The sequence below is a fragment of the Clostridioides sp. GD02404 genome, from assembly GCF_045898275.1.
Taxonomy (GTDB): Bacteria; Bacillota; Clostridia; order Peptostreptococcales; family Peptostreptococcaceae; genus Clostridioides; species Clostridioides difficile_A.
On sequence record NZ_JBJOCA010000037.1, the window covers coordinates 13,198 to 38,216 of the forward strand.

Consider the following 25,019-nt stretch of genomic DNA (forward strand, 5'->3'; position numbering starts at 1 on the left):
TCTATATTTTTCTTAAATCGCAACAAGAAAAGATTATATATTAAACCTTATATTCATTGACTTTATACTTAGTTATATCATTACAACACATTAGACAAGCACCTTTTTCTTCATTCCATTCTATATATGAAGCATTTGCACTACTCCAGACATTAAGATTATCATTATACATATCAATTGTACAGGACCTTTTTTCTTCATTAAGTCCATTCATTGGACAAATATCACATGGCTCATCTCTCCCCCAAAATGCCTTGTAACACAATTGATTTATCTTTGCATTTGGGGCAATACTCAATGTCTTTTGATTTATGAATAATAGTTCATAAGTATTTTTATTTATTACATAAGTCCATGAATTCAAATTGTCCATAATTACCTTTGTAGTCTCATAAGATTTTATTAATTTATCTTGTTTATGTTTGTTAATCAAAAATACACTTAATATTTCTGATATAAAGGTCAGGGATTCTATTTCATCCTTTGTCCAAAATCTATTTCCATTACAGTCATCAAAGCCTACATATCCACTGAATTCTCCTTCATCTAAGATTGCACACTGCAACATAGAAACAATCCCTTGTGCTTCCAATATTTCATATAATCCACCATTAAGTGTAGATATATCTTTACAATAAAAAATTCCTCTCTCATTAAAATATTGCTTATAATCTCCAATTAGACTATATGACACTTCTTTGAGATTCTCTATTTCTGGTTCAATACCATCATTGCACCATTCAAATGTATTGCTACAATAAGTATTGTCATCCGAATTTTCAAACACATATGCACGACTTACATTATATGACCTACCAACCAGCTCCAAGATAAAATTTACTGCAGTATCAACATCTTTGGATTCATATAAAATTCTAAATATATACTCAGAAAGATTTTGTTTAGATGTAGATTTTGTTTTATATGCCTCATCAATATCTTCTTCTCCACCTAATACAGAAGTAAAATTTTTAGTTCTTATTATTTCACTATCCATAGTTTGACTATTACTTTCACATATCCAATAGCAATCCTTACCTTTGTCTTTTGCTACATATAATGAATTGTCTGCACTTCTAAAAAGTTCATTAAAATTTTTACCATGCTGAGGATAAATAGCAATCCCTATACTTCCAGAAATTTTATAATCTTTATTTTTACCTGTAAATGAACGTCTAAATAAACTCATTAATTCATCTGCTTTTTGCTTTAGTATTTCTTCTGAATTCAAGTTTTTCAGAAGAATTAAAAACTCATCTCCTCCTATACGTCCGATAATATCACTGTCTCTAAAAATATTTACAAATTTAGATGCTATATCATTTAAAACTGCATCTCCAAATAAATGCCCTAGATTATCATTAATCCCCTTGAAGTCATCAATGTCTATTATAAACAATGCACTACGACATTCCTTACCTTCATTTTCTAAATAAGTTCTAACTAAATCTTCTGTTGTAATTTTATTATATAATCCTGTAAGTAAATCTCTCTGTGCTTTATTTTTAAATTCATCGTTTTTCCTTTTTTCTTTATCTATATCTGCAACAACACCTATAACACGTGTACATTGATTATACTTATCAATAATACTAGATAATCTAACTTTACACCAAATATATTCATTTTTTCCTTTTCTAAATCTAAGTTCTGTTTCATTATATGAATTGTCACCATCCATAGCTCTAGTAAAAAGTTCTATACACTTTTCTATATCATCTTTGTATATCATTTCCTTTTCTAGCATATTCTCAATTAGATTATTTCTTACTGGTTTGTATCCAAATTTCTTTTCCCATTTGTCAGAAATATTTACTGTATCTGTATTTAAGTTCCACTCAAAGACAATGTTATTTTCTTGGTCCATAACAATTCTATAGCACTCTTCACTTACATCTAATCGTTCTTGTGCCGACTTACTTGATGTAATATCAATCACAACACAATATACCCACGAATGTTCATGCTTATCTTTTACTATTTGTCCTTTATCTAATAACCAGCGTATCTCTCCATCTGAATGAACTACTCTATACTCAACTTCAAGTATATTACCACTTTTTAGTTGTCTTTCTAATTTATCTTTCACTATTTCACGGTCATCTTCATATATTACATTTAACAACTTGTTATCAAAAAATAATTCAAGCTCTTCTTTTGTATATCCCAATAGGTTTTGATATCCTTCATTAACAAAATTAAATATGTAGTTTCCATCACAACTGTATTTATATACTCCTCCAGGAATATTTGCAGTAAGCACCTTTAAATCATCATTTATTCTTTTTAGTTCTTCAGAATTATTGACCATAGTATCAATCAGACTATTGAAAGCCGTAGTAATTTTAGCATACTCGTTATTTGTATCAAGATTAAATCTTATACTCATATCTCCATCTTTTATTTTTTCTATCCCCTCAAGTAATTTACCCATAGGATTTAAAAAGTGTTTTTTTACATATACAGAAATTATACATATAAAAAATATAATTAAAATCATAAAAAGTAATACAGCAATTATTGCCTTGTCAATTGGCTTCATTATCTCTGATGCTTCTACAGTACTTAGTATAAACCATCCATCTGATACCTCAGAATAATATCCAATATTTTTGATATGGTCTTCAGAGTAACTTATAAATCCATCTGGATTATTTTTAAAATTTTTAGAATCCCATTCTTTAAAAAAACTTTCATCATCTATTATATTTTCATATTTATATTTACCATCATTAGCCACTACATTTCCTATAGGGTCGATTACAATCATTTTACCAGCATTAAAAGAGGGTATATCATTTATTATATTTTTAATATAGTCTGTATCTACAATAAAGGATACAAAACCTTGATATTCATTATTAATCCAAATTGGATACCCTATTACAAAGTTTCTTTTACTTATATAAAAACTCTTCTTATTATTTATGTTAGAAATCTTTAAACTATCTTGTGGTAAGCCTTTAAATTCTGATCCTGACATTAGTGCTTTTTTATTAATAATATTTTCATCACTTGACGCTACTACTACATCATTTTTATCAATAAGCGACATTCTAAGCAAAAACTTTTCTTTATTATTAATATCTTTTAATATACTATTTATATTTTCTTGTTTTAATCTATCATTTATAATTTCCTTATTTTCATTAGATAAATACTCTTGAATTTCAGCAATTTGAGAAGTTGTTTTTAATGTTACTTCTTTTTGACTAAAAAAACTCTTTAATCGCTTTGATTCTATTATTGTAGACGTTCTAATGTTATTTTTCATCAATTCATTAGAATTTTTAGTAAACTTGTGTATACAAATTCCAGCAATAATTATTGATGGAATTATTGAAACCAGCATAAGAATAATAAATATTTTTTTTTGTATCCTCATAAGTTCTCCCCCTATTTTTAATAAACAATATAAATATAAAATTCTTTAAATATTTACTATTCATTTATTTTACTTATAAAACTTATGTATTTATTCCCCCAAATTAAAACCATATTTCCAGATTGCAAATTAAAATTATTTATATATTCATTGTATTTTAAATTTTTCTATATTTCAACTAGATAATATCAAATGTTACTGTTTATAATATAATTCTTAATTAATATATAAGGTTATTAGTTTATAACTTTTACTTTTCTCTTATCTAACACCATTTTCAGAGAATTTTCAACTGTTTCAATTACATCCTTATAACTTAAATACACATTTGCATAGATATAATCTTCATATAAATTGTATTCAGTTACTCTACAATACAATAACTTGCCTCCATCTATTAAGTTACTTAAAATATAATTATCTTTTCTTGGAACATAGCCTATTACATACCCAGTTTCCCCAACTATTTTAATAGCATTTTCATCATACAAATTATCTTTCTCTCTATTTAGATAATATATCTTACTCTTTTCTAATTCTTTTTCAAGACATTCTCTATTTCTAAACCTTGAACCAGCAACGGCTACTGAAGTTAAGTATATATCCTTACCATGTTCATCCACTTTTATTTTTTCAATATTTACAAATTCTTTCTTTAAATTATTGCTTTCATATAATAATCTTCTAAGTTCATCCTTCAGCCTTATATTTCTTTCTTTTTCGTAAGCTTCTTTAACTATTTTCAACTCTTCAAGAGATAATTTTTCTCTGTATCTTTTTAAAATATTTATAGATTCTTTTCTTACTTCATTTATATTTCCAAATATACCTTTTAAAGATATATTTTTCCCTTCTGGATATAGTGAATTACTACCTTTAATTACAATAAAAAATAACATATCATCATAATATTCTTGTGTTAATTTATCTTTTTCTATATCTTCCATTTTCCCAGTTAAATCATCTAGGTTGAATTTCTTTTCAAAAAAGTTTAATAATTTTAATTTAGAACTCGTCTCTCCTTTTTTAGATATATACCAATATACTTCAAAATCTCTAATGTCTCTATCCAAATACGGCAACAAATCATCAAAGGATAGATTTATAGCATAAATTTCTGACATTTTTATCATATCTTCTGTTTTTCCATTTGCATTTTTTAATGCTTCAAAATATATGTCCTTCCACTTTTCACTAAGTAAGACAGCATTCATTTCTTTCTCGAATTCGACTTTATCACATTCTATATTTTCATCTTTCAAGACATTTATAGCTATTAAAAAAATTGAATATAAACTTTTAAAGGTAGTTCCATATGTCACTACAATTGGTAAAAATTGATTTACTAATATAACTTTATTTCCTATGTATTTAAACTCTACGCTTAATAGATAGTTACATATCAGATGTGCTAAGTTATTTATTTTTTCTCTATCTAAATCTCTTCTTTCAAGATATTCATATAAATCAATAATAGAAACAATATAATTAATCAATAATCGTTCATATTTTGTATCTTTGTAACCTTCCTCAATCAAATAGGAATTTATTTTAGAATCCAAAATCTCCATGTTAACAATAGCAAATACTTTTATTGAGCCAGTAGCTTTTTTAGATAAATTAAATAAATATGTATTGTAGAATTCTAGTTTCTTAATAGTATTACTCAAATAAAATACATATTCTCCAGATTTAGAAAATGTATCTACAACTTCTCTTATATTTTCCACTTCTAAATATTTCTCACTTAAAACTAATCCAAGTTTTACATACTCAGCCTTTTCACTTTTATATATTAATTCTTTAGTTAGCTTACATAACCATTTCTTATCAATCATCATTTCTTTTACCAAAGTGTTTATCTTTTTTATAAAAATTTCAAAATAGCAAATTAGAGGTTTAAAATTATTATTCTCCAATAAATAGATTTCATTAGATTCACTTTTATACATACTTAAAATTCCATCTACTAGATTGTTTGCAAGCTCTACTTGTTCTCTTAAAGGTATATTTTCATATATACATAAGTAATTCATTTCAAAGGATTCTTTGTATCCATCATAACCCTCAACTTCTTGCAATTGTTTAAAAATACTGCCCATTAAATTATCCTCCTTTACATGATGTAATTTATATTGATTATACTACTTATTTCAACAAGTTTACATTTCTACACAAAAAAATATTACTAGAATTTGAAATTCTAGTAATATTAGTAAGATTTATTATGTAAATACCTTATATTCTAGCAGTAAATAATACCCTTATTTGTTTAAATGCTAATTTTTTTAATATAAGCCTATTATAATGTTAAATTTATCTATCAAATTCAGTTAACTTTACAATCATCTCTTCACAAATCTCTTTTATTGTCTTATTATCTGTATTGATAATAATGTCTGCAGATGCCATATATTTTGATTCTCGTTTTTTCATTAGGTCAGATATAAATTCTACATTCATATTATTATTAAGTATCGGTCTTTCATCACTATGTTTAACACGTTGAAGAATAGTTTCTGGGCTTGCTGTCAATAAGACAACCCTTCCATTTTTTTTCATATATTCTACATTTTTATCTCGGAGTACAATCCCTCCCCCACAAGAAACAACAAGACCTTTCTTTTGTTGCAAATTTATTAGAGTTTGGCTTTCAAGATTTCTAAAATACTCCTCCCCTAGCTTCTCAAATATTTCAGAAATACTCATACCTTGTTGCTCTACTATATATAAATCGGTTTCTACTCTTTCCATCTCTAATAAATGACTCAAGTATGATGATATAGTGCTCTTACCTACACCCATAAATCCAACAAGCATTATATTATAAGAAAATAAATTTTTAGCCTGTATCCTCTTACTTGTTTTAACCATATATCTAAAAACATCTATAATTTCATTTTCAAATTTATTACCCTTTAATTTATTAATTAATGCCACTTCTTTTTTATTTTCATACTCTGATTGTAAAATAGGCAGACCGTTTTCTTTTTTAATATCTATAATATCCTTTATACATTCCATTCTTTTCTCAAGCAAATTTATAAACTCATCATCATATAAATCTATTTTTTCTCTTATCTTTTCTATATTTTCCATAGTGACACCTCAGCTTTCAAACTGGATAAAATTAAAAATCCTTACAATTATATTATACTGATATTAAACATCATAATCATACACTTTTTCTTTTCCATATCTCATATTTACAAATAAGGCAAGTAAAATTCCAACAAAAGTTATAGCCACATTAAATAATACAACATATTTTGGTCCGTTTACTCCACCTGATTTTGTAATAATACCTGCTATGTTTAATATAACATAGTTTGCTATACTCGATGCAATCATAACTATAGACGTTATTTTTCCTTTATTAGTTGGAAACATTTCATTTGCTGTTGATGTGGTTAATTGAAGAACACCACCTGCTGCTGAATAACCAATTACAAATCCTCCTAGCATACAAATAGTTGGAGTTTGAACAAAATATACTATTAATAACATAAATAAGGCTATTATAGGATATATAACTAGTATTCTTATTGGCTTAATATATTTTTTAATAAGTACAGAAGTTATTAATACTGCACATATTACTCCCATTGAGTAGAAAGACTGAATTTTTGTAGGGTCGGCCATGCCATATAATTTTCCCAATTCCTGATTGCAATTTAACCATAGTACAAATGTTGATGTACATGTAAAACCAATGCAAACAAGGGCTATACTTGTTGGTGTAAATTTCATCTTTTCTGATTTAACTGTTTTTCCTTTATTATCAGCAACATTATTAGCTGGTGGAAATGGTAATATCGCTATCAAAATTGCATCTATAACAATAAGAATAGCTGTCACTATAAAAATAACTTTAAATGATATTGAATTTGCTGCGACAAATCCAATTATAAAAGGAAGTAAAAATTGTGCTAAAGCTATTGTAAATTTAGTAAACATATTAGCTATTGTTCCCAAACTAGCAAATATCTCCATACAAGAAGGAGTTACACAAGTATCTAAAAATGAATTTGCTGCTCCCCCAATTATTGCAAATACATATGCTACATAAAAATTTGGTGAAAATACAATTCCAACAAAGAAAATTGCATGCAGAAAATTTCCTATAAGTCCACTTACTTTTCTTCCATACTTATCTGAAATAGGCCCTGCAAATGGATATGATATAAGTCTACCCAATCCTAGTGCGGCAATAACAGCTAAAACAATACTTACATCTAATGTACCATCTGATAATGTTTTAGCCCCCCACATTGATGAAAATTCTGGTTTATATTGTCCTAAAATTGAAATTCCGATACCAAGTAAAAAATATGAAAAATACAATGCTATGGCAGTAGGATAATACTTTTTATTGTTCATAGTTCTTCTCCTATTCTTGTTAATTTATTAACATTTTTGTGTACAATAAACTCATCACCATAATGGGTTTAAAGTATAGTCAAACCTTTAAACCTGACTAGACTGTGATATATAACCCACTATGACAATTTGTAAATTACTATTTAAAACACAATTCCTTAATCTCTTCTACAGGCATTTCTAATCCAGTGTATAGATTAAAGGCTTCTGCTCCTTGATATAATAACATTCCTAATCCGCCAATAGCTTTACATCCATTAGCTTCTGCATCTTCAATCATTTTTGTTTTCTTTGGATTATAAACAACATCTGTTACTACCAATTCTTTTCTTAAAACACTAACATCTTTTATATTAGTTTCATTATCATAAGGTTTCATACCAATAAGAGTTGCATTTGTCAATATATCACTTGATTCTATCTCTTCATAAAGCTTTTCTATATCATCTAAGTCATATAGGTTAACAACACATTCTGGTACTTCTTTTTTTATATTCTCAACTGTTTTTTCTGCTCTTTTATAAAAATCATCCTTAGCATTGAAAATAGATATTTCTCTTGCACCATCTAATGCACATTGCACCTGTATAGCAGTTGCTGCACCACCAGCGCCCATAATTGTAATCTTTTTATCTTTAACTTCTACTCCATTTTCTTTTAAATTACGAACATAACCTACCCCATCTGTTATATGACCAACTAACTTTCCATCTTCATTTACAATTGTATTACATGCTCCAATTATACGAGCTGCTGGAGAAAGTTCGTCCATATATTCTGTAACAGCAGATTTACATGGCATAGTTACATTAGCACCCTTTATATTAAAAGTTTTTATTGCCGAAAGTGCATCTTTTACCTTATCTACTGTAATATCAAAAGCTAAATATCTATAATCTAAATCTAATTTTTCAAAACTATAGTTATACATCACTGGTGATTTAGAATGACCAACTGGTGTACCTATTAATGCAAACAATCCTGTTCTACCTGAAATTTCCATAACTATCTTTTCCTCCCAATATTATCATTTTCTTTGCAAATAATCTATTCAACTATTTGCAAAGAAAAATTTATTTATTATTTATATATTTAATGCTACCTCAAATGCTTCTTTTGTTGCATCTAATGCTCTACGTGCTTTTACTGCATCTCCAACAACATGAGTTTCTTTTACAAATTGTTTTACAACCTCGCTTAATGGGTCATAATTACGAGAACCCATAGCAAGTACTACTGAGTCAAATCCTTTTAAATCATGTTCTGTACTATCTGCAAGTAAATAATCAACACCATCATCATAGAATTTAGCGACTTTTGCTCCAGTAACAGTATGTATATTATAATTTTCAAAATCATTCATAAGGAACTTGCGGTGCTCTGAAATTACATCTGCACCAACTTCTTCTCTAAGCTCAATAACAGTAACCTCATGCTCTTGTTCTCCAAGGAAAGCTGCTACTTCGCAACCAACCATTCCACCACCGACAACAAGTACTTTTTTCCCACAAGTTTTCTTACCATCAAGAAGATCTACAGCATGTATTAATCCTGAGTCATTAATTCCTGGTATAGGAAGTACAAGTGGAGTTGCTCCAGTAGCTATAATAACTGCATCAGGTGATTTTTCTTTTATAAGTTCTACTGTAGCTTCTGTGTTAGTACATATTTTTACACCATATTGATTACATTTTGAAATGTAACTTCTAACTAAATTAGTGATATCTCCCTTACCTGGAGGATATGCAGCTAAACGCATTTGACCACCAAGCATTTCAGATTTTTCAACCAAAGTTACATTATGTCCTCTTTTAGCACATATCCATGCTGCAAGCATACCTCCAACGCCTCCACCAACAACAAGTACTTCTTTACTAATCTCAGCTGGTTTAAGTTCTGCTTCATGACCTAATATAGGATTTGCAAGACAGGCTATAGGTTTCCCTTGGAACATATTTGGTACACATCCTTGCAAGCATGCTATACATGGTATCATTTCATCTAGCTTTCCATTTTTAGCCTTATTAGGCATTCCTGGGTCAGCTAAACTTTGTCTACCAAATGCTACTAAATCACATCTACCTTGTCTAACCATTAATTCAGCAAATTGTGGTTCTGTATAACGTCCAACTGTTATTACAGGTATACTAACAGCTTTTTTTATTTCTGTGACTAATTCTGCACTGAATCCAGCATGTAAAACTGTAGGAGCCCACATATATTCATCATGTATATGTATACTACGAGATACATGAAGTCCATCTACTCCACAATCTTCCAGATATGCTGCTATTACTGAACTGTCATGTACATCAATTCCACCTAAGATATCATCTGTACTATTTATACGGCATAATATTGCTAGAGAATCTCCTACCTTTTTACGTATATTTTCAATAATAAGACGAGCTAATCTCATTCTATTTTCAAAACATCCCCCAAACTCATCTACACGCTTATTTGTTCTTGGTGATATAAAACTACTAACTAAATATCCATGAGCGCAGTGAACCTCAACAGCATCTGCACCAGCTTTTTGTGCACGTAATGCAGCATTTCCATAAGATTCTATAAGTTCATATATTTCTTCAGTCGTTATTGCTAATGGTGTGTTACGACCATTCGATGCAGGTATTGCAGATGCAGCTTTTAATGGATGACCTGCTATTTTTTCATTTCCCTCAGAACCAGCATGTTGTAATTGTATAGATACCTTTGAACCTGCATTATGGCAAGCATCTATTACATTTTTAAAACTATCTATTGTACTATCATCATATAAGCAAGGTTTACGAGGACCTCCTTTTGCTTTTTTATCTACAACACTGGATTCTATTGTTATCAATCCAAAACCACCTAAAGCACGTTCAAGATAATAAGCCTTAGAGATTTCACTTAAAGTCCCATCTGTATTTGCAAAATTATTTCCCATCGGAGGAACTACAAAACGATTTGGAACTGTCATCGAACCAATTTTTATAGGTGTAAACATAGAACTAATCTTCATAAGGTTTTCCTTCCTTTCAAGTTTCAATTTAAAATTTTCATATTATAATACTTGTATATTTTTCTATTGTATAGATTTATTTTGGAGATACTTCAGGCCATGCTTTATCTAAAACGTTCTTAGTTGCATTAAACACAGTTTCAGCAGCAGTTGATAATCCTTTAGATATTAAAGAATCAGATATTACTTCTGCCCCTATAACTCTTGGTGATATATTGTGTTCTTTTATTATTTTCACAAATTCTTCTGTGTTTCCATATCCCTCACCTGGAGCCAAACGGTCATGTAGTGATTCATCTCTAAGTTTTTCATAAGGAGTTTCTAAAACATCACATACTTGAATTGATACTATCTTGTCTGCTGGAACAGGTGCAAGGTCTTTTGCTGTCTGTTTTGATCTAGCCCAGTGCCAAGTATCTAATATAAGCATTGCATTTTCACGATTACATCCCTTAACAACACGCCATGCAGTAGCTAAGTCTGGTACACCACTATATGGCATAAACTCAAGACCTATAATAAGCTCTCCTGCTCTATCACATAATTCTCCTAGTGCTTTTATAATTTGTTCTTCTGGTATCATTTCTAATAAACCACAATTTATATGTTTAACATTAAATAAACGAGCCATATGATAAACATTTTGTTCTTTTTCTCTTTGAGCCTCTGTTCTATCTTCTTCTGTTCCCCATTGAGTTATATATTCTACTTCTGTAACCTTCATATTATATTCATCAAGAATCGCAAGCATTTCTTCATCTGTAACGCCAGCATGTTTTGCATCTACATAATTTTCAGCTCGTAATCCAATACCATCAAAACCAGCTTCTTTCGCAATACGTACTCTATCACGGAATGAAACTTCTGTACCTAATGTATAAGAACTAATTGTAATTGGAATATTAAGATTTTTTTGATTATTCATGAGTTAAATTTACCCCCTTTATTTTCTTTAAAAACAATAGTATTTTTGATTTTATATTTTTAATTATCCTACTAGTAGTATTATTTAACTTTAAAAACAAAAGTGTTTTTTGATTTATCTTTATCTAGATTTTATAAATTTATTGTACCATGAGACTTTATTAATAACAAATTGATAATTTCCTATCAATTCATAGATTTTGTTTATAGATTTTATTTACATGATAAATTATTTTACTTTTCTAGCGCATGATATAAATATCTTTATCATATATTTCAGACAAAAAACGATAAATTTCTTTAAAAGCTTTTATTCTTACTACATAATCATATATAATAAAAATGTGAAAATATCTTAAAGATCAACTTCTCCAAATATATAAATAAAAATACTCAGGAAAGGATGAACAAAAATTGAATTTATACCACCTACGCTATTTTGTTACACTGGCACATTTAGAACATTATACAAAAGCAGCAGAAAATTTATCTATAACACAACCAAGCTTAAGTCATGCTATATCTTTGCTAGAAAGTGAACTTGGAGTGGCTCTATTTGAAAAGGAAGGTAGAAATATAGTCCTTACTAAATATGGAAAAATATTTTTAAAAGATGTGGAAAAATCATTAGAAATTTTAGATTCAAGTGTAAAATCATTAAAAATAACTGGTACTGGTGAAGGGCAAATCGACTTAGCCTTCCTTAGAACACTTGGTACTGACTTTATCCCTGATATAGTACATAAGTTTTTAAAATCTAATCCTGATAAATCAATAGATTTTAAATTCCATACTGGTGTAACTACAGACATTATTCAAGGTCTTAAAGAAAGAAAATATGATATTGCACTTTGTTCTAAACTTGAAAAAGAAAAGGGAATTGAATTTATACCTGTTGCTAAACAAGATTTAGTATTAATTGTACCATATAGCCACCCATTAGCTGCAAAGGATACTATAGACTTAAAAGAAACCATACCTTATCCTCAAATAGTATTTAATCAGAGAAGTGGGCTTAGATATATAATTGATGATATGTTTAAAAAAATAAATCAACAACCTAACATAGTCTATGAAGTGGAAGAAGACCAAGTCATTGCTGGATTAGTTGCAAAAAATTTTGGAATTGCAGTAGTCCCAAATATGAATATGCTCAGCTTTACAAAAGTGAAAGTAATTCAGATTGTTCACCCAAGTTGGGAAAGAAACTTCTATTTAGCGGTTATAAAAGATAGATATTTACCTCCTGCAATTAAAAACTTTAAAAATTTTGTCATTAAAAACGCTCAACTATAATTTATTGATAAAGGGGTTATTTTCAAATATCCTCTTTTATTATTTTTATAAAATAAAAAAATCTATACTTTTAAAAGTATAGATTCCTAACTGACAGTCGGCATCCGAGTCTCAGTAATTATCGTTATACAACAGCAACTGAGTTCCAGTTCCTGAATAACTAAGTTATTTACATTATAACAGACTTTGTAATACTTGTCAATACTGTCTATCTCATTTTTTCAAGCCATGGTCCAACAGGCTCTATAATAGGAACCTCCTTGAATCCCCAATTTCTTATGTCATTCACACTAGTCGGAGTATATATCTTATTTCTTATAGATTTAAATATTTTATTTTTTTCTCCATATTGCATACACTTTGGATTAGCTTCTATTAATCCTCTTCTTGCTCTACTAAGAGGATTACATAAAATATCTGCTATCTCCAAACCTTCTCTATAATCTACATCTTCCTTTTTAGCAATTATAAACCCTTTAACCTTATCTCTTAATTCTTCATCTATGTCTAAATATATTGTTCCATTATTAAAAACATCGAAAAATGCCTTTTGTACTTTTAAATTTGATACATCATCCCTCGATTCGATAACTATTCTTGCAGATTCCACAGTTTCATTATTTACAAAAGAATAAAAGTTCTGAAGTACATGTATAAAAGCCACTACATAAGGTTCTTTTGAAGGCGCATAATATTTTTTTAATCTAGCTTTATCTACTGTTACTGATATTATAGTACACTCTAATCTAGATAGAAATAAGGGCAACTCATCATAAAAAAACTTAATCTGTGAATCATCAAACTTCTCAAAAGCTCTTGATTTTCTCGATATATCCGTCAAATGTATTCCTATATTACTAGTCCCAAAGCACTGTTCTTTAAATACATCCATTTCCTTCCTTAAGGAACAGACATAATCTCCTTGACTCACTGCATATTTATATTCAAAAATTACTCCTGTTAATGTAAATGGGTCTTCATGATTTATATCTGCCCTTCCACTTTCATCGATAAACATTATATATTTTTTCTTTGTAATCTCACTCACCCTCTTAACATATGATGATAGCATCTATATCCATTTTATATGAGTTTTAAAAATATTCCAAGATTTTTATATAACTTAAATTTAAATTTAAACTAAAAAATTGAGATGTAAAAACAATCAACGCTTTTGGCGATTGGATTTCACATCTCAATTATAGTTATTTCTCAATGTATAGTTCTATTATTTTCCAATAATATCCATTAATTTATCCATTACTATATAAGATACTCCTCCTCCAATTTGATAAGGAGTTTCAACTTTTTTATTTGCAAATACTCTTTGTTGCTCTGATGATAATCCTGAATTATCCATTAAAACTATTGGTGAATGTAGTTTTACAGCTAATGGTCCAGCTGATAAAGCATCAACTAAAGTATCTGATTTACTAACTAATATAGCCTGTAAATCAACATCTCCATAGAATTTCTCTATTACTTTCGCATTAGTATCTACTCTGCTATTTCCATATATTCTATTTCCTGAAACATCTTCAGTAGTTATCTCGTTCATTTTTGCTATTGTTGAATCACTAATTGCACTTGGTCCACCTATAAAGTATGCATTTTCTAATTTTCTTTCTGTTAGCCATGCATAAGATTCTTCAGTGATTCCATCTTTTTTAACTAATATTATAGGTTGCTTTTCTTCTCCAGCTTTAGAAGCTATAGATAGCGCGTCTGCTTCTCCACTTCCAGAAACCATATAAGCTGTTTTTATTTCTTCCCTACTTCCAAGTTCTGTAGCTATTTTTGTAGCAGTCTGGTATCTATCTTGACCTGCTATTCTCTTTGTTTCTGTATTAAAAGTAGTTTTTATTTCTTGTTCTAATTTAGAGCTTATTGCATTTTCTCCACCTATCAATATTACTGTTTTAGGTGCTAATAACTTCATTTGTTCAATAGTCTCAGATGGTAATTTATCTGTATTAGTAAGAAGTATTGTTGAGTTATAACTACTTGCCAAAGGAGTAGCTGTTATGCCATCAGCTATTGCATTACCATTTACTAATACAACAGTATCTGAACTCTCAGCATTCCAATTTCCAACTGAACTTATCTTCTTAGCTGTATCAAATCTATTTGCTCCTATAACTGTGTCCCATGTAGGATTTATAGTTCCATCTTCATTGAAAGTATAATCTTTTCCATCTATTTTTTGAGTGCCAGTTAGCATTTTACCATCTTTATCTAAATAGTAAGATTTTCCTTCTATTTGTTGCCATCCTGTCTGCATTACTCCTGTTTTGTCAAAGTAATATTTGTTACCATCTATTTCTTGCCATCCTATAACTGCTAATCCATCAGCATCTAGATAGTATTTCTTTCCATCTTTTTCTTGCCATCCTGTTTGCATTACTCCATCTGCATTAAAGTAATAAGTCTTTCCATCAATTACTTTCCATCCAGATACTCTTACTCCATCAGTTCCCAAGTAATATTTTTTGTTGTTAATTGTTTTCCATCCTGTTTGCATTACTCCTGAAGCATCAAAATAATACATTTTTCCATTTATTTTTAACCAACTATTTTTTTGGTATGTTCCATCAGATTTTACATAATACTTCTTACCATTCTCTGTTTTCCATCCTGTTTGGTTTAAATTTATCTTATATTTTGCTGCTATTTTTATATAACTATCATTACTATAATCTATAATTACATCTGAACCCACTGGAACTTGGTCAAATAACCATCTAACTTCTTTATTATGCATTCTTATACATCCACCAGAAATATGCTTTCCTATAGAACTCTCATCATTATTTCCATGTATTCCATATGTATCTCCATAAGTTCCTTTTAACGCTAGTCCCATCCATCTATCTCCTAATGGATTTCTTGGACTTCCTCCAGGTATATTACCTTTATAATATGGTCTATTTTTTATCTTATTAACTACTTTTGTCTTCCCTGTTGGTGTCTCTGAACCTTTTTTCCCTGTTGCAATTTTAAACTCTTTTACAAGTTTACTATTTACAAAGTATCCTAGAGTATTTTTTCTTGAGTTTACTATAATTACATGCTTACTAGCTGCACTTGATTCTGGTACACCACATGCAAATACTAAAACTAAAGTCAGTGCTAGTACTAAATACTTTTTTAGACTTTTTTTCACTATAACTTCCCCCTCTTTTAGAAACATTACTACATGTGTCTAATTATAACATAAAATTACCAATCCCTTATATTTACAAATTTGTTACATTTATACATTTAATAATATTCTATTCCTCATATCCATTTGGATTCATGCTTTGCCATCTCCACGAATCTTGACACATTTCTTCAAGTTCATATTTAGCTTTCCATCCAAGCTCTTTTTCTGCCTTAGAAGAATCTGCATAACACATAGCTACATCTCCAGCTCTTCTTCCTACAATCTTGTATGGTATTTCTTTTCCACTTGCTTTAGAAAATGCTTTGACTAAATCGAGAACACTATAGCCCTTACCAGTTCCTAAATTATAAACAACAAGACCTGGATTTTCTTCTAATTTTTGTAATGCTTTTACATGACCAGCAGCTAAGTCTAATACATGTATATAATCTCTAACCCCTGTCCCATCATGTGTTGGATAATCATTCCCATACACACTTAATTCTTTTAATTTACCTACTGCTATTTTTGTTATATAAGGCATTAAATTACTTGGAACTCCATTTGGCTCTTCACCTATTCTACCACTCTTATGAGCACCTACTGGATTAAAGTATCTTAGAAGTGCTATATCTAATGAATCGTCTGCCTTCGATATATCTACTAACATCTGCTCTATCATAAGCTTAGTTCTTCCATATGGATTAGTTACAGAAAGTGGGAAATCCTCTAATATAGGACAAGTATGTGGGTCTCCATATACAGTGGCTGAAGAACTAAATACAAATTTTTTAACATCATATTCTCTCATTAATTCAAATAAATTTAAAGTACTTATTAGATTATTGCTATAATATTCAATTGGTTTTTCTACTGATTCACCAACAGCCTTTAAAGCTGCAAAATGTATAATTGACTCAATATTATTTTCTTTAAATACAACATGCATTTCATTTTTATTTCTGATATCAATATTATAAAATTTTATTGGTTTTCCAGATAACTCTTTAATTCTATCAACGACTATTGAATTGCTATTGCTTAAGTTATCAACTATAACAACTTCATAACCTGATTCTAAAAGTTCTATTGCTGTGTGGCTTCCTATATACCCTGCTCCCCCAGCTACTAAAACTGCCATAGTAATTACCTCTTTTCTAATATTTATTTTTCACTTACTTTTTTTCTCATATAATCCATTAAATCATCTTTTAGATTTTCTCTTTTTAATGCAAAGTCTATTGTCGCCTCTAAAAAACCAATCTTATCTCCTACATCATATCTTTTTCCTTCAAAGTTATATGCGTAAATAGCCTCTTGTTTCCCTAGAGTCTGAAGCGCATCTGTCAGTTGTATTTCTCCACCCTTACCAGGTGCTTGCTTCTCTAATATATCAAAGATTGCAGGCGTTATTATATATCTTCCAAGTATAGCTATATCTGATGGTGCTTCTTCAACTGCAGGTTTTTCAACCATATCCTTAACTTTGTATACTCTCTCTTCTATATGTTTCACATCTAATATACCATATTTATTAGTATCTTCTTTAGCTATCTTTTGTACACCTAGAACAGTTGTTTTATACTCATTATAAGTATCTATTAATTGTTTTAGGCAAGGAACTTTTGAGTCTACTATATCATCACCTAATAATACAGCAAATGGTTCATCACCTATAAAACTTTTTGCACAGTAGATTGCATGTCCAAGACCTTTTGGCTCTTTTTGTCTTATATAATGAATATTTACCATATTTGATATATCTCTTACCATTTCTAACATCTCAGTCTTACCTTTTTGTTCTAATTCTAACTCTAATTCAACTGATTTATCAAAATGGTCTTCTATAGATTTTTTATTTCTACCTGTTATTATAAGAATTTCTTCAATCCCTGATTCTATAGCTTCTTCTATTATATACTGTAAAGTTGGCTTATCTACTATAGGAAGCATTTCTTTGGGCTGTGATTTTGTTGCTGGTAAAAACCTAGTCCCTAGCCCTGCTGCTGGTATTATCGCTTTTTTAACTGTCATCTGCATTTTTTCACCCTTCTTCGTAAATTTTCTCTTGTACCAAATTAATATACCATATTTATACTTTTTCTTCAAATTCTATATTATCCCAATAATTAATATCTTAAGACCATATAAGGTAGATGAAATTTCATCTACCTTTAATTTTATGGGCTAATATATTATTGTTTATATTTTTATCTAAAACTTATATAGGCGCTAAATTTCATCTAAGATACCTTTAATATCACTATCTATATCATCATCCAAATAAGAATCTAAATCTTCTAAATCAACTTCTAGTTCTTGATATGTCATATCAACACTTACATCTTCATCTATATCCATTTCAGATATCAATTCTCCTAAAATACTATTTCCATCAGTATCTAAATCTCCATCTATATCTTCACCTATATAATTTTCATTTAAAATTTCGTCTAAATCAATCTCATAATAAACTTCATTATTTTTTTCATCTCCTGAGTTTAATCCTAAAAACTCATAGTTAAAATTCCAAACATTGTATTTACTTGACATACTTTATTCCTCCTGTGAAAAACATATTTTCATCTAGTTTATTTGCTCCATAATCAACAGAATTATATATTTTTTCAATTATGTCTTTTCTTCTTTCATTTGTTCCATTATTTAATGTCAATTGTCTAAATACATATGTATTTGTTATTCTTTCGAATAATATTTCTTTTATACTATCATCATTGATATTTTTGTAGCTTTTCCATAAAACTTCAAATAACTTAAACATTTCCCTACTAGTTTCATCCACATAATAAGGATACATATTTTCCACCAAATGATTTAATCTAGATATAGCTTGTTTTAAAAATACATCAAGACTTGCACTTTCACTTTCCTTTAGCATTCTATAATTATACTTCTTCTTATCCTCTCCTGATATTACAAATATAATGTTGTCTAAGCTTTTCTCAACTTCATCTAAATAACTACTGATGTTGTATGATAAATCAAATAATAAATTTTTAATCTGCTTAAATACCTGCATATCAAGCTTAACATTATATTTTTCAAATAACTCTATTTCTTGACTTTCTAACATCCTTGGCATATAAGCTGATAATAAGTCTAAATTGTTTCTTTGTTCTTGTACTTGCTTATAAAGTTCATTTATAACATCTATTCTTATTTCATCATTTAATTCTTTTTTGAGAACTTTATCAAACTCATACTTCATATAATAAATATTTCCAAAGAAATTAAATATTATCATATCATTCATAGCTTTAGACCAGTTTTTATATAACACTTCAATGGATGTATCTTTAAGTAGAGGTTGTTTTGCGTATATAAATACATCTTGCATAAGTTTTTGAACCATATTTTTACTTAGATTCAAAGTTAGTTTTTGATTATTAAATTTTATTTCTGTTTCTACAAAATTAGAATTTTCACTTTCAAGCTCTTTATTAATTACAATATCTTTTACATCACTATTTTTTATAGATATAATTTCTTTTTGAAAAGACTTTAGAATAGTCAGGCTATCGAAATCTTCTTGAATAAAAAATGGAGCATGTTTTAATGTATATCCTACTATTTCATTTTCTATATCATTTAAATCATCTATTTCCATAAGTTCTTTATTTTTATCATTTATGTGTAAGTTGAAGACATTCTTATTGTCATATAATATAATATCTTCTCCAAAATTCAACTTTGAACAGTTATCTCTTGCTGACTTTACAATAGTCTTTTTAGACTTCTTATTTATAAAAATTAATTGTTCTTGATATTTTACTAAAAGCATATTTGTATTTTTGTAATCAAATCCATCTATATTTCCTGATATCTTACAAAATACTATATCACAATCTTTAGGTAGGTTTCCTATTTTTTTATTATCTCTAACCTTTTCATTTAAATCAGAGGGAACTATATTCTCTATATTGTTATTGAATATAGATACAGACCTTACTATAAGCCCTTCTCTTTCCATATGAAAATAGCCTTTTAAAGATACCCTTTTATCTTCTAAAATATATCTTTCTATATCATCAAAGTTTATTTCAAATCTATTTTTGCCACTAATAAATATGAACTTCTCATTATCCTTATTTATTCCACCCATATAAAACTTATTGTCATCTAAACTTAATATAGTCATATTATCCTTTAGATAAAATATAAATTCTCTTTGACTCTTACAAATTAAATCGTATTCATCCACAGTTATTTTCATAGTCAGATTTGCTGTAACATTCTTACTTGAATTTTCACTTTTTATATAAAAAGGCAAGTTATTTCCATAAACAATTATGTTAGAACCTTCTAAAACTGCTTCTAATTTTTCTTTATTATCTGAAAAACTATATATGTATTTTACTCCTGTATCATCATTAACTTCATCTGCTTTGCTAATTATTATATTACCTAAATTTGTTATATGAAGTTTTTTATATTCTTTTGAGTATCTACTGATACCATTAAGCTCAAAGCCATCTGAAAGCTCATATATGATTTTTTCTCCTAATTTCAACATACCTTCACCACCTAAACAAAATTATAAGTATTCTCTAAAGGTGAACAAAATGCCTCAAAATAAATAATATCCTTTAATACTCTTTATTTTGAGACATAATTTCTCCTTATTTTTTATAATATCCTAAGCACCTTCAACTATTTCTTCATAAAGTTTATCTAAATGTTTAACATATTCACGATATCCAGATTTATTTCTTAACTCACTTCTTAAATCTTCATATTTTTGTCTAAGTTCTTCAGCACTCAATGAAGGAGCTGATTCTTTCAAATCTTCTAATTTATAATCATAATACTTATCATACATCGCTATATATGTATCAATAGATTTCTTAGCTAACTCATTACATTTTTCTTGTGCTTCTCCATATTGAGAATAATCACCTATTTTTATTTTATAATATCCATTTTCTTGAATTATTGTTGAAGAGATACCTTTAGCTTCATATTCTTTTGCTGTTTCTTTTGCTGTTTTCTCAACTTTAAGTGAACCAGCATAAACAGTATAATACACACCTTTACCATCTTTATATGCTTCCATTTCTGCTGCTTTCTTTTCAGCTTTTGCCTTCTCTTCTGCTTCTTTCTCAGCCTTTGCATTTTCTTCTGCTTCCTTTTTATCCTGCTCAGCTTTTGCTTTTTTCTCTTCCTCTGTTAGTTTGTTGTTAGCCTGTTGCTGAGTTGATGTTTTTGGAGTAACAGCTTTCTCATTTTTCTTGTTATTACCTACTGTTATAAAGTAACCCACACCAACAATCGCTACTATAACTACTGCTATAATAGTTTCTTTCACTCTGCTCTTCTTAGAACCTACTTCTTCTTCATCTACAAAATCATCTTTATTTGATTCATGATTTTTAATTTCTACCTTATTATCTTTAGATTTATTATTAGAGGAATGTTTTGATTTTTTATTACCTCTTTCTTTCTTATTAATAGGTATTATTACTGACTTTTCACTCTCTGACTTTTCATTTTCTAATTTTTCTTCTTTTACTATTTTCTCTTCTGAGTCTTTACTTTCTTTTTCAAGTTTAGATTCACCAATTAAAGATACTTTTTCATCTAAGTCATTATCTATAGGTTTTTCTATTTTTACACTACGTTCTTCTTCTAGTTCTTGTTTTACTTCTTCTGATTCTTCTTGCTTCATTTCTTTTGACTCTTCTTGATTATTTTCACTAGGTTTATCTAAAATTACATCAGAAGAAATATTATCTAAATTATTTTCTTCCTGCTCAACTTCTTGTTCAATTTTTTCTTCTTTATTTTCTTTTTTCATGAATCCAAATAATTTAGATTTCTTTTTACTCTTTTTATTTTCTGATTCAGTTATATCTTCTTTATCAATATTATCTTCTTTATCTGCATTTTCTTTTTCTTCTACAACATTAATTATATTTTCATCATGATTATCTACTTCTTCTTTAGTCTCATCTTTAACATCATCTTCTATAGAAATACTACTTCTAAAACAAATATCTTTATCTGCATTTTTTATCATATAAATATATTCTTCAATGTCAATATCTTTATTTTTTCTAATCCTTTTTGATGCAATCTCATGATTTTCTAATTCATTGTAGTTGTCTTTTATTAGATTATGGGCTTCATTCCATACATCGTCACTAATTTCTGTTTTATTTTTAATTACATAGTCTACAAATTGTTTAAAATTCTCAGCACCAAATTCTCCAATTATAGTTAATCTCATTGCACCTTCTATAAGGTCTCTATTTCTCCTCTTTAAAAATTCTAACGCAATTGTTGCACAAGCAAAATCTTTAATAGTATCTTTACCAAAGCCATATCCTTCAACAGAATGAAGCTCTTCTAAACCACACAACTTCTTATATTCATTGTTTATAGTTTGAGATATACTCTCATTATTTAAACTATTTAACTTATCCATAAACTTTAAGTTTATATCATTTGTATTTGATTCCTGTTCTACACTTGATTTTTTAACTTCATTTAATAATGTATCATTTTCTGAATTATCTTTACCTAATTGTAAATCTTCAATTTCTGTTGCTTTTATTTCCACTCTATCTTGTCCACTATTTTCTTGCTCATTCTTAGATACTACATCTTTATTACTAGCTAATATCTTATTTACACAGAATATAATCTCTCTTTTTAATTCTCTTTTGGCATCAGCTTGATTTTTAAGAAATAAACTTCCACATTCTTTCTTTTCTAAACTTATCTTCCTAAGTGATATGTTAAGAAGGTCTTTATATAAGTTTAAAACCTTATAATCCTTTTCTAAACGTCTTCTTCTCTCTGATAGTTCCATTTTATCATATGCTAAAAAACTATTTAAATCATTGGCTTTTAGAGAGTCTAAACCTTCTTTCATCGCCTTATTTACATACTTTCTACATTTAGCTGTAGTTAATTCTAAATCTTTTTCTAATTCATCTATCTCAGGTATGTACTTATCTACTATCCATTTTCCAATAAGTGGTTCTGTATTTCTTGCTAATGTCTTATAAAACAATATATTAAATTTTAAAAGCTCAGCATATTTTGCTTCATTAAATTCTACTTTTTCAAATTTCTTTTCCAAAACACCATCTAATTTTTCATTTATCTTAGACTCTTGTTTTAAAAAACTTGCTGTGACATTTAAAACAGTGTTTCTTATTATATTATTTTCACTCAAAACCTTCACTCCTTAAATCAATTATTTTATTGTAATATTCACATTGTACAAAGTCGCTAATTTGATTATGATATTTAAATAATTATCTATTAAATTTGCTACATCTTATATCATATCATATTATTTACATCATTTTACTTTTTCTTTTTACATCTATCTTATATTATACCATTTTTAATATCTGTACTAACTTATATTACAATATTCCTCAAAATTTTAAAAGTAGATTAGACAAATTTACAAATAAAAAAACATCAGTTTAAACTGATGTTTTGACTATCAAAAGAATTAAGCAAGTCTATAAGCGGAGTTCTGTATTAGATAATCATCTTTCTAGGCTTATTGTCACCAATAAGCTCAAGCGACCTACCTACCGGAGAGTACGAGCAGCACTCTTCATTCCTATCTTGGTCTTGCTCCAGGTGGGGTTTACATAGCCAACTAGTCTCCTAGCTGCTGGTGAGCTCTTACCTCGCCTTTCCATCCTTACCACATAAAAGTGGCGGTTTATTTCTGTTGCACTATCCTTAGGATCGCTCCCACTAGGCGTTACCTAGCACCCTGCTCTATGGAGCTCCGACTTTCCTCATGTAAGACTACATGCGATTATCTGGCTTACTTAATATTCATTTTACTTAGTTATGTTAACATAAATTTTTCAATATGTCAAAGACATATTATAATAAAAATTTAAATTTCTTCAAAAATAGTGTAATATAAGTATATAAACTATTTTGACTTGAGGTGAAATATTGAAAAAATCATATAAAATAATAATTAACATCATACTAATATTAGTAATAATTTACAGCGGATTTAATATATACTCAAAACTCACCAAATATAATCATGACACTAAAATATCCTCTGAACTTCAAAAAAAAGAAGATAAAAAAGAGGATTTATCAAAAATAAACAGTGATTTTAAGTTTTGGCTTTCTGTTAAGAATACAAATATAAATTATCCAGTTGTACAATCTAAAGATAATTCTTATTATCTAGATAAAGATTTTTATAAAAAAGATTCTATTTCAGGTACATTATTTATGGATTATAGAAATAAATCTCTTGATGGCCAAAACGTCATAATATATGGACATAATATGAAAAATAAAACTATGTTTAATAATCTAAATAAGTTTAAAGATGAAACATTTTTTAAAGAAAATAATCAAATAAAAATTATCATTAATGGAAAAGAATTTTTATATGATGTCTTTTCTGCTTACATTGTAGAATCAGATTATGACTATTTAAAAACAAGTTTTAACAGTGAATCAGATTACCAAAATTACATAAAAGATATTACTTCTAAATCATTGCATAAATCACCTATTAAAGTTAATGTTAATGATAAAATAGTCACACTTTCTACTTGTACTTACGAATTTGACGATGCTAGAATGGTGATTCATGGTAAATTAGTTTCAAATTAGAGATATTTCAAAACTTCTAGACACAGTCTAAAATACTTATTTTAGACTGTGTTATTTTCTATGTAAATAACTCATAAATTACTAAAAATATGTACTATAAAATAATATATATTAGACAATAAAAAAAGACTATGCCAAAAACATAGTCTTTACTGGAGCTGGTGATAGGAATCGAACCTACAACCTGCTGATTACAAGTCAGCTGCTCTACCGTTGAGCCACACCAGCAAACTTATTTTTTTAAA

16 protein-coding genes, 1 tRNA gene and 1 other RNA gene are annotated in these 25,019 nt (G+C 28.3%); 2 read left to right on the forward strand and 16 right to left on the reverse strand.

Annotated elements, in window-relative coordinates; genetic code table 11:
* Positions 1-40 precede the first annotated feature (40 nt).
* From Q3287_RS17390 to Q3287_RS17420, 7 genes are all read right to left on the reverse strand, one after another.
* On the reverse strand, positions 41-3,385 hold the full coding sequence (locus Q3287_RS17390) for a diguanylate cyclase domain-containing protein (RefSeq protein WP_407964531.1): 3,345 nt from the start codon (positions 3,383-3,385) through the stop codon (positions 41-43).
* Positions 3,386-3,621: 236 nt separating this feature from the next.
* Positions 3,622-5,487, reverse strand: a complete 1,866-nt coding sequence (locus Q3287_RS17395; protein ID WP_407964532.1) for an HIRAN domain-containing protein — start codon at positions 5,485-5,487, stop codon at positions 3,622-3,624.
* Positions 5,488-5,701: 214 nt separating this feature from the next.
* Positions 5,702-6,484: a shikimate kinase gene (locus Q3287_RS17400; protein ID WP_054277315.1), complete on the reverse strand. Its 783-nt coding sequence runs from the start codon at positions 6,482-6,484 to the stop codon at positions 5,702-5,704.
* A 63-nt stretch (positions 6,485-6,547) separates the two neighbouring features.
* Entirely contained in the window at positions 6,548-7,765 is a 1,218-nt protein-coding gene (locus Q3287_RS17405; protein ID WP_054277316.1) for an MFS transporter, read from the reverse strand.
* Positions 7,766-7,904: 139 nt separating this feature from the next.
* Positions 7,905-8,768, reverse strand: coding sequence for a shikimate dehydrogenase (gene aroE / locus Q3287_RS17410; RefSeq protein WP_054271273.1), 864 nt, complete (start codon positions 8,766-8,768; stop codon positions 7,905-7,907).
* 81 nt (positions 8,769-8,849) lie between these two features.
* Entirely contained in the window at positions 8,850-10,772 is a 1,923-nt protein-coding gene (locus Q3287_RS17415; protein WP_407811905.1) for an FAD-dependent oxidoreductase, read from the reverse strand.
* A 76-nt stretch (positions 10,773-10,848) separates the two neighbouring features.
* Positions 10,849-11,697, reverse strand: a complete 849-nt coding sequence (locus Q3287_RS17420; RefSeq protein ID WP_407964533.1) for a sugar phosphate isomerase/epimerase family protein — start codon at positions 11,695-11,697, stop codon at positions 10,849-10,851.
* Between the two features lie 413 nt (positions 11,698-12,110).
* Here Q3287_RS17420 and Q3287_RS17425 point away from each other — a divergent pair, with 413 nt between their 5' ends.
* On the forward strand, positions 12,111-12,992 hold the full coding sequence (locus Q3287_RS17425) for a LysR family transcriptional regulator (protein WP_407964534.1): 882 nt from the start codon (positions 12,111-12,113) through the stop codon (positions 12,990-12,992).
* A gap of 208 nt (positions 12,993-13,200) precedes the next feature.
* Here the strand turns inward: Q3287_RS17425 and Q3287_RS17430 are convergent, their stop codons facing one another.
* The 8 genes from Q3287_RS17430 to rnpB form a co-directional block, all read right to left on the reverse strand.
* The gene (locus Q3287_RS17430) at positions 13,201-14,010 is read right to left on the reverse strand and encodes a DUF3800 domain-containing protein (RefSeq protein ID WP_054271294.1); all 810 of its coding nucleotides are present in this window, start codon (positions 14,008-14,010) and stop codon (positions 13,201-13,203) included.
* Between the two features lie 210 nt (positions 14,011-14,220).
* Positions 14,221-16,155: a cell wall-binding repeat-containing protein gene (locus Q3287_RS17435; RefSeq protein ID WP_079740401.1), complete on the reverse strand. Its 1,935-nt coding sequence runs from the start codon at positions 16,153-16,155 to the stop codon at positions 14,221-14,223.
* A gap of 109 nt (positions 16,156-16,264) precedes the next feature.
* Positions 16,265-17,278 carry a UDP-glucose 4-epimerase GalE gene (galE, locus tag Q3287_RS17440; RefSeq protein ID WP_054271277.1) on the reverse strand — a complete coding sequence of 338 codons (1,014 nt, stop codon included), beginning with the start codon at positions 17,276-17,278 and terminating at the stop codon, positions 16,265-16,267.
* Between the two features lie 23 nt (positions 17,279-17,301).
* Entirely contained in the window at positions 17,302-18,177 is an 876-nt protein-coding gene (gene galU / locus Q3287_RS17445; RefSeq protein ID WP_407964535.1) for a UTP--glucose-1-phosphate uridylyltransferase GalU, read from the reverse strand.
* Between the two features lie 192 nt (positions 18,178-18,369).
* Complete coding sequence (locus Q3287_RS17450; protein WP_054271279.1) at positions 18,370-18,690, reverse strand: hypothetical protein; 321 nt, start codon at positions 18,688-18,690, stop codon at positions 18,370-18,372.
* The gene (locus Q3287_RS17455) at positions 18,680-20,671 is read right to left on the reverse strand and encodes a hypothetical protein (protein ID WP_054277319.1); all 1,992 of its coding nucleotides are present in this window, start codon (positions 20,669-20,671) and stop codon (positions 18,680-18,682) included. The genes Q3287_RS17450 and Q3287_RS17455 overlap by 11 nt, the downstream gene beginning before the upstream one ends.
* Positions 20,672-20,794: 123 nt before the next feature.
* Positions 20,795-23,347: an SPOR domain-containing protein gene (locus tag Q3287_RS17460; protein ID WP_407964536.1), complete on the reverse strand. Its 2,553-nt coding sequence runs from the start codon at positions 23,345-23,347 to the stop codon at positions 20,795-20,797.
* A 276-nt stretch (positions 23,348-23,623) separates the two neighbouring features.
* Positions 23,624-23,960: RNase P RNA component class A (rnpB, locus tag Q3287_RS17465), an RNA gene on the reverse strand.
* 130 nt (positions 23,961-24,090) lie between these two features.
* Here rnpB and srtB point away from each other — a divergent pair.
* Positions 24,091-24,774 carry a class B sortase gene (gene srtB / locus Q3287_RS17470; RefSeq protein ID WP_407964537.1) on the forward strand — a complete coding sequence of 228 codons (684 nt, stop codon included), beginning with the start codon at positions 24,091-24,093 and terminating at the stop codon, positions 24,772-24,774.
* Positions 24,775-24,927: 153 nt separating this feature from the next.
* On the opposite strand, the gene Q3287_RS17475 is transcribed toward srtB, so the two are convergent.
* A tRNA-Thr gene (locus tag Q3287_RS17475) sits at positions 24,928-25,002 on the reverse strand.
* Positions 25,003-25,019: the final 17 nt, after the last annotated feature.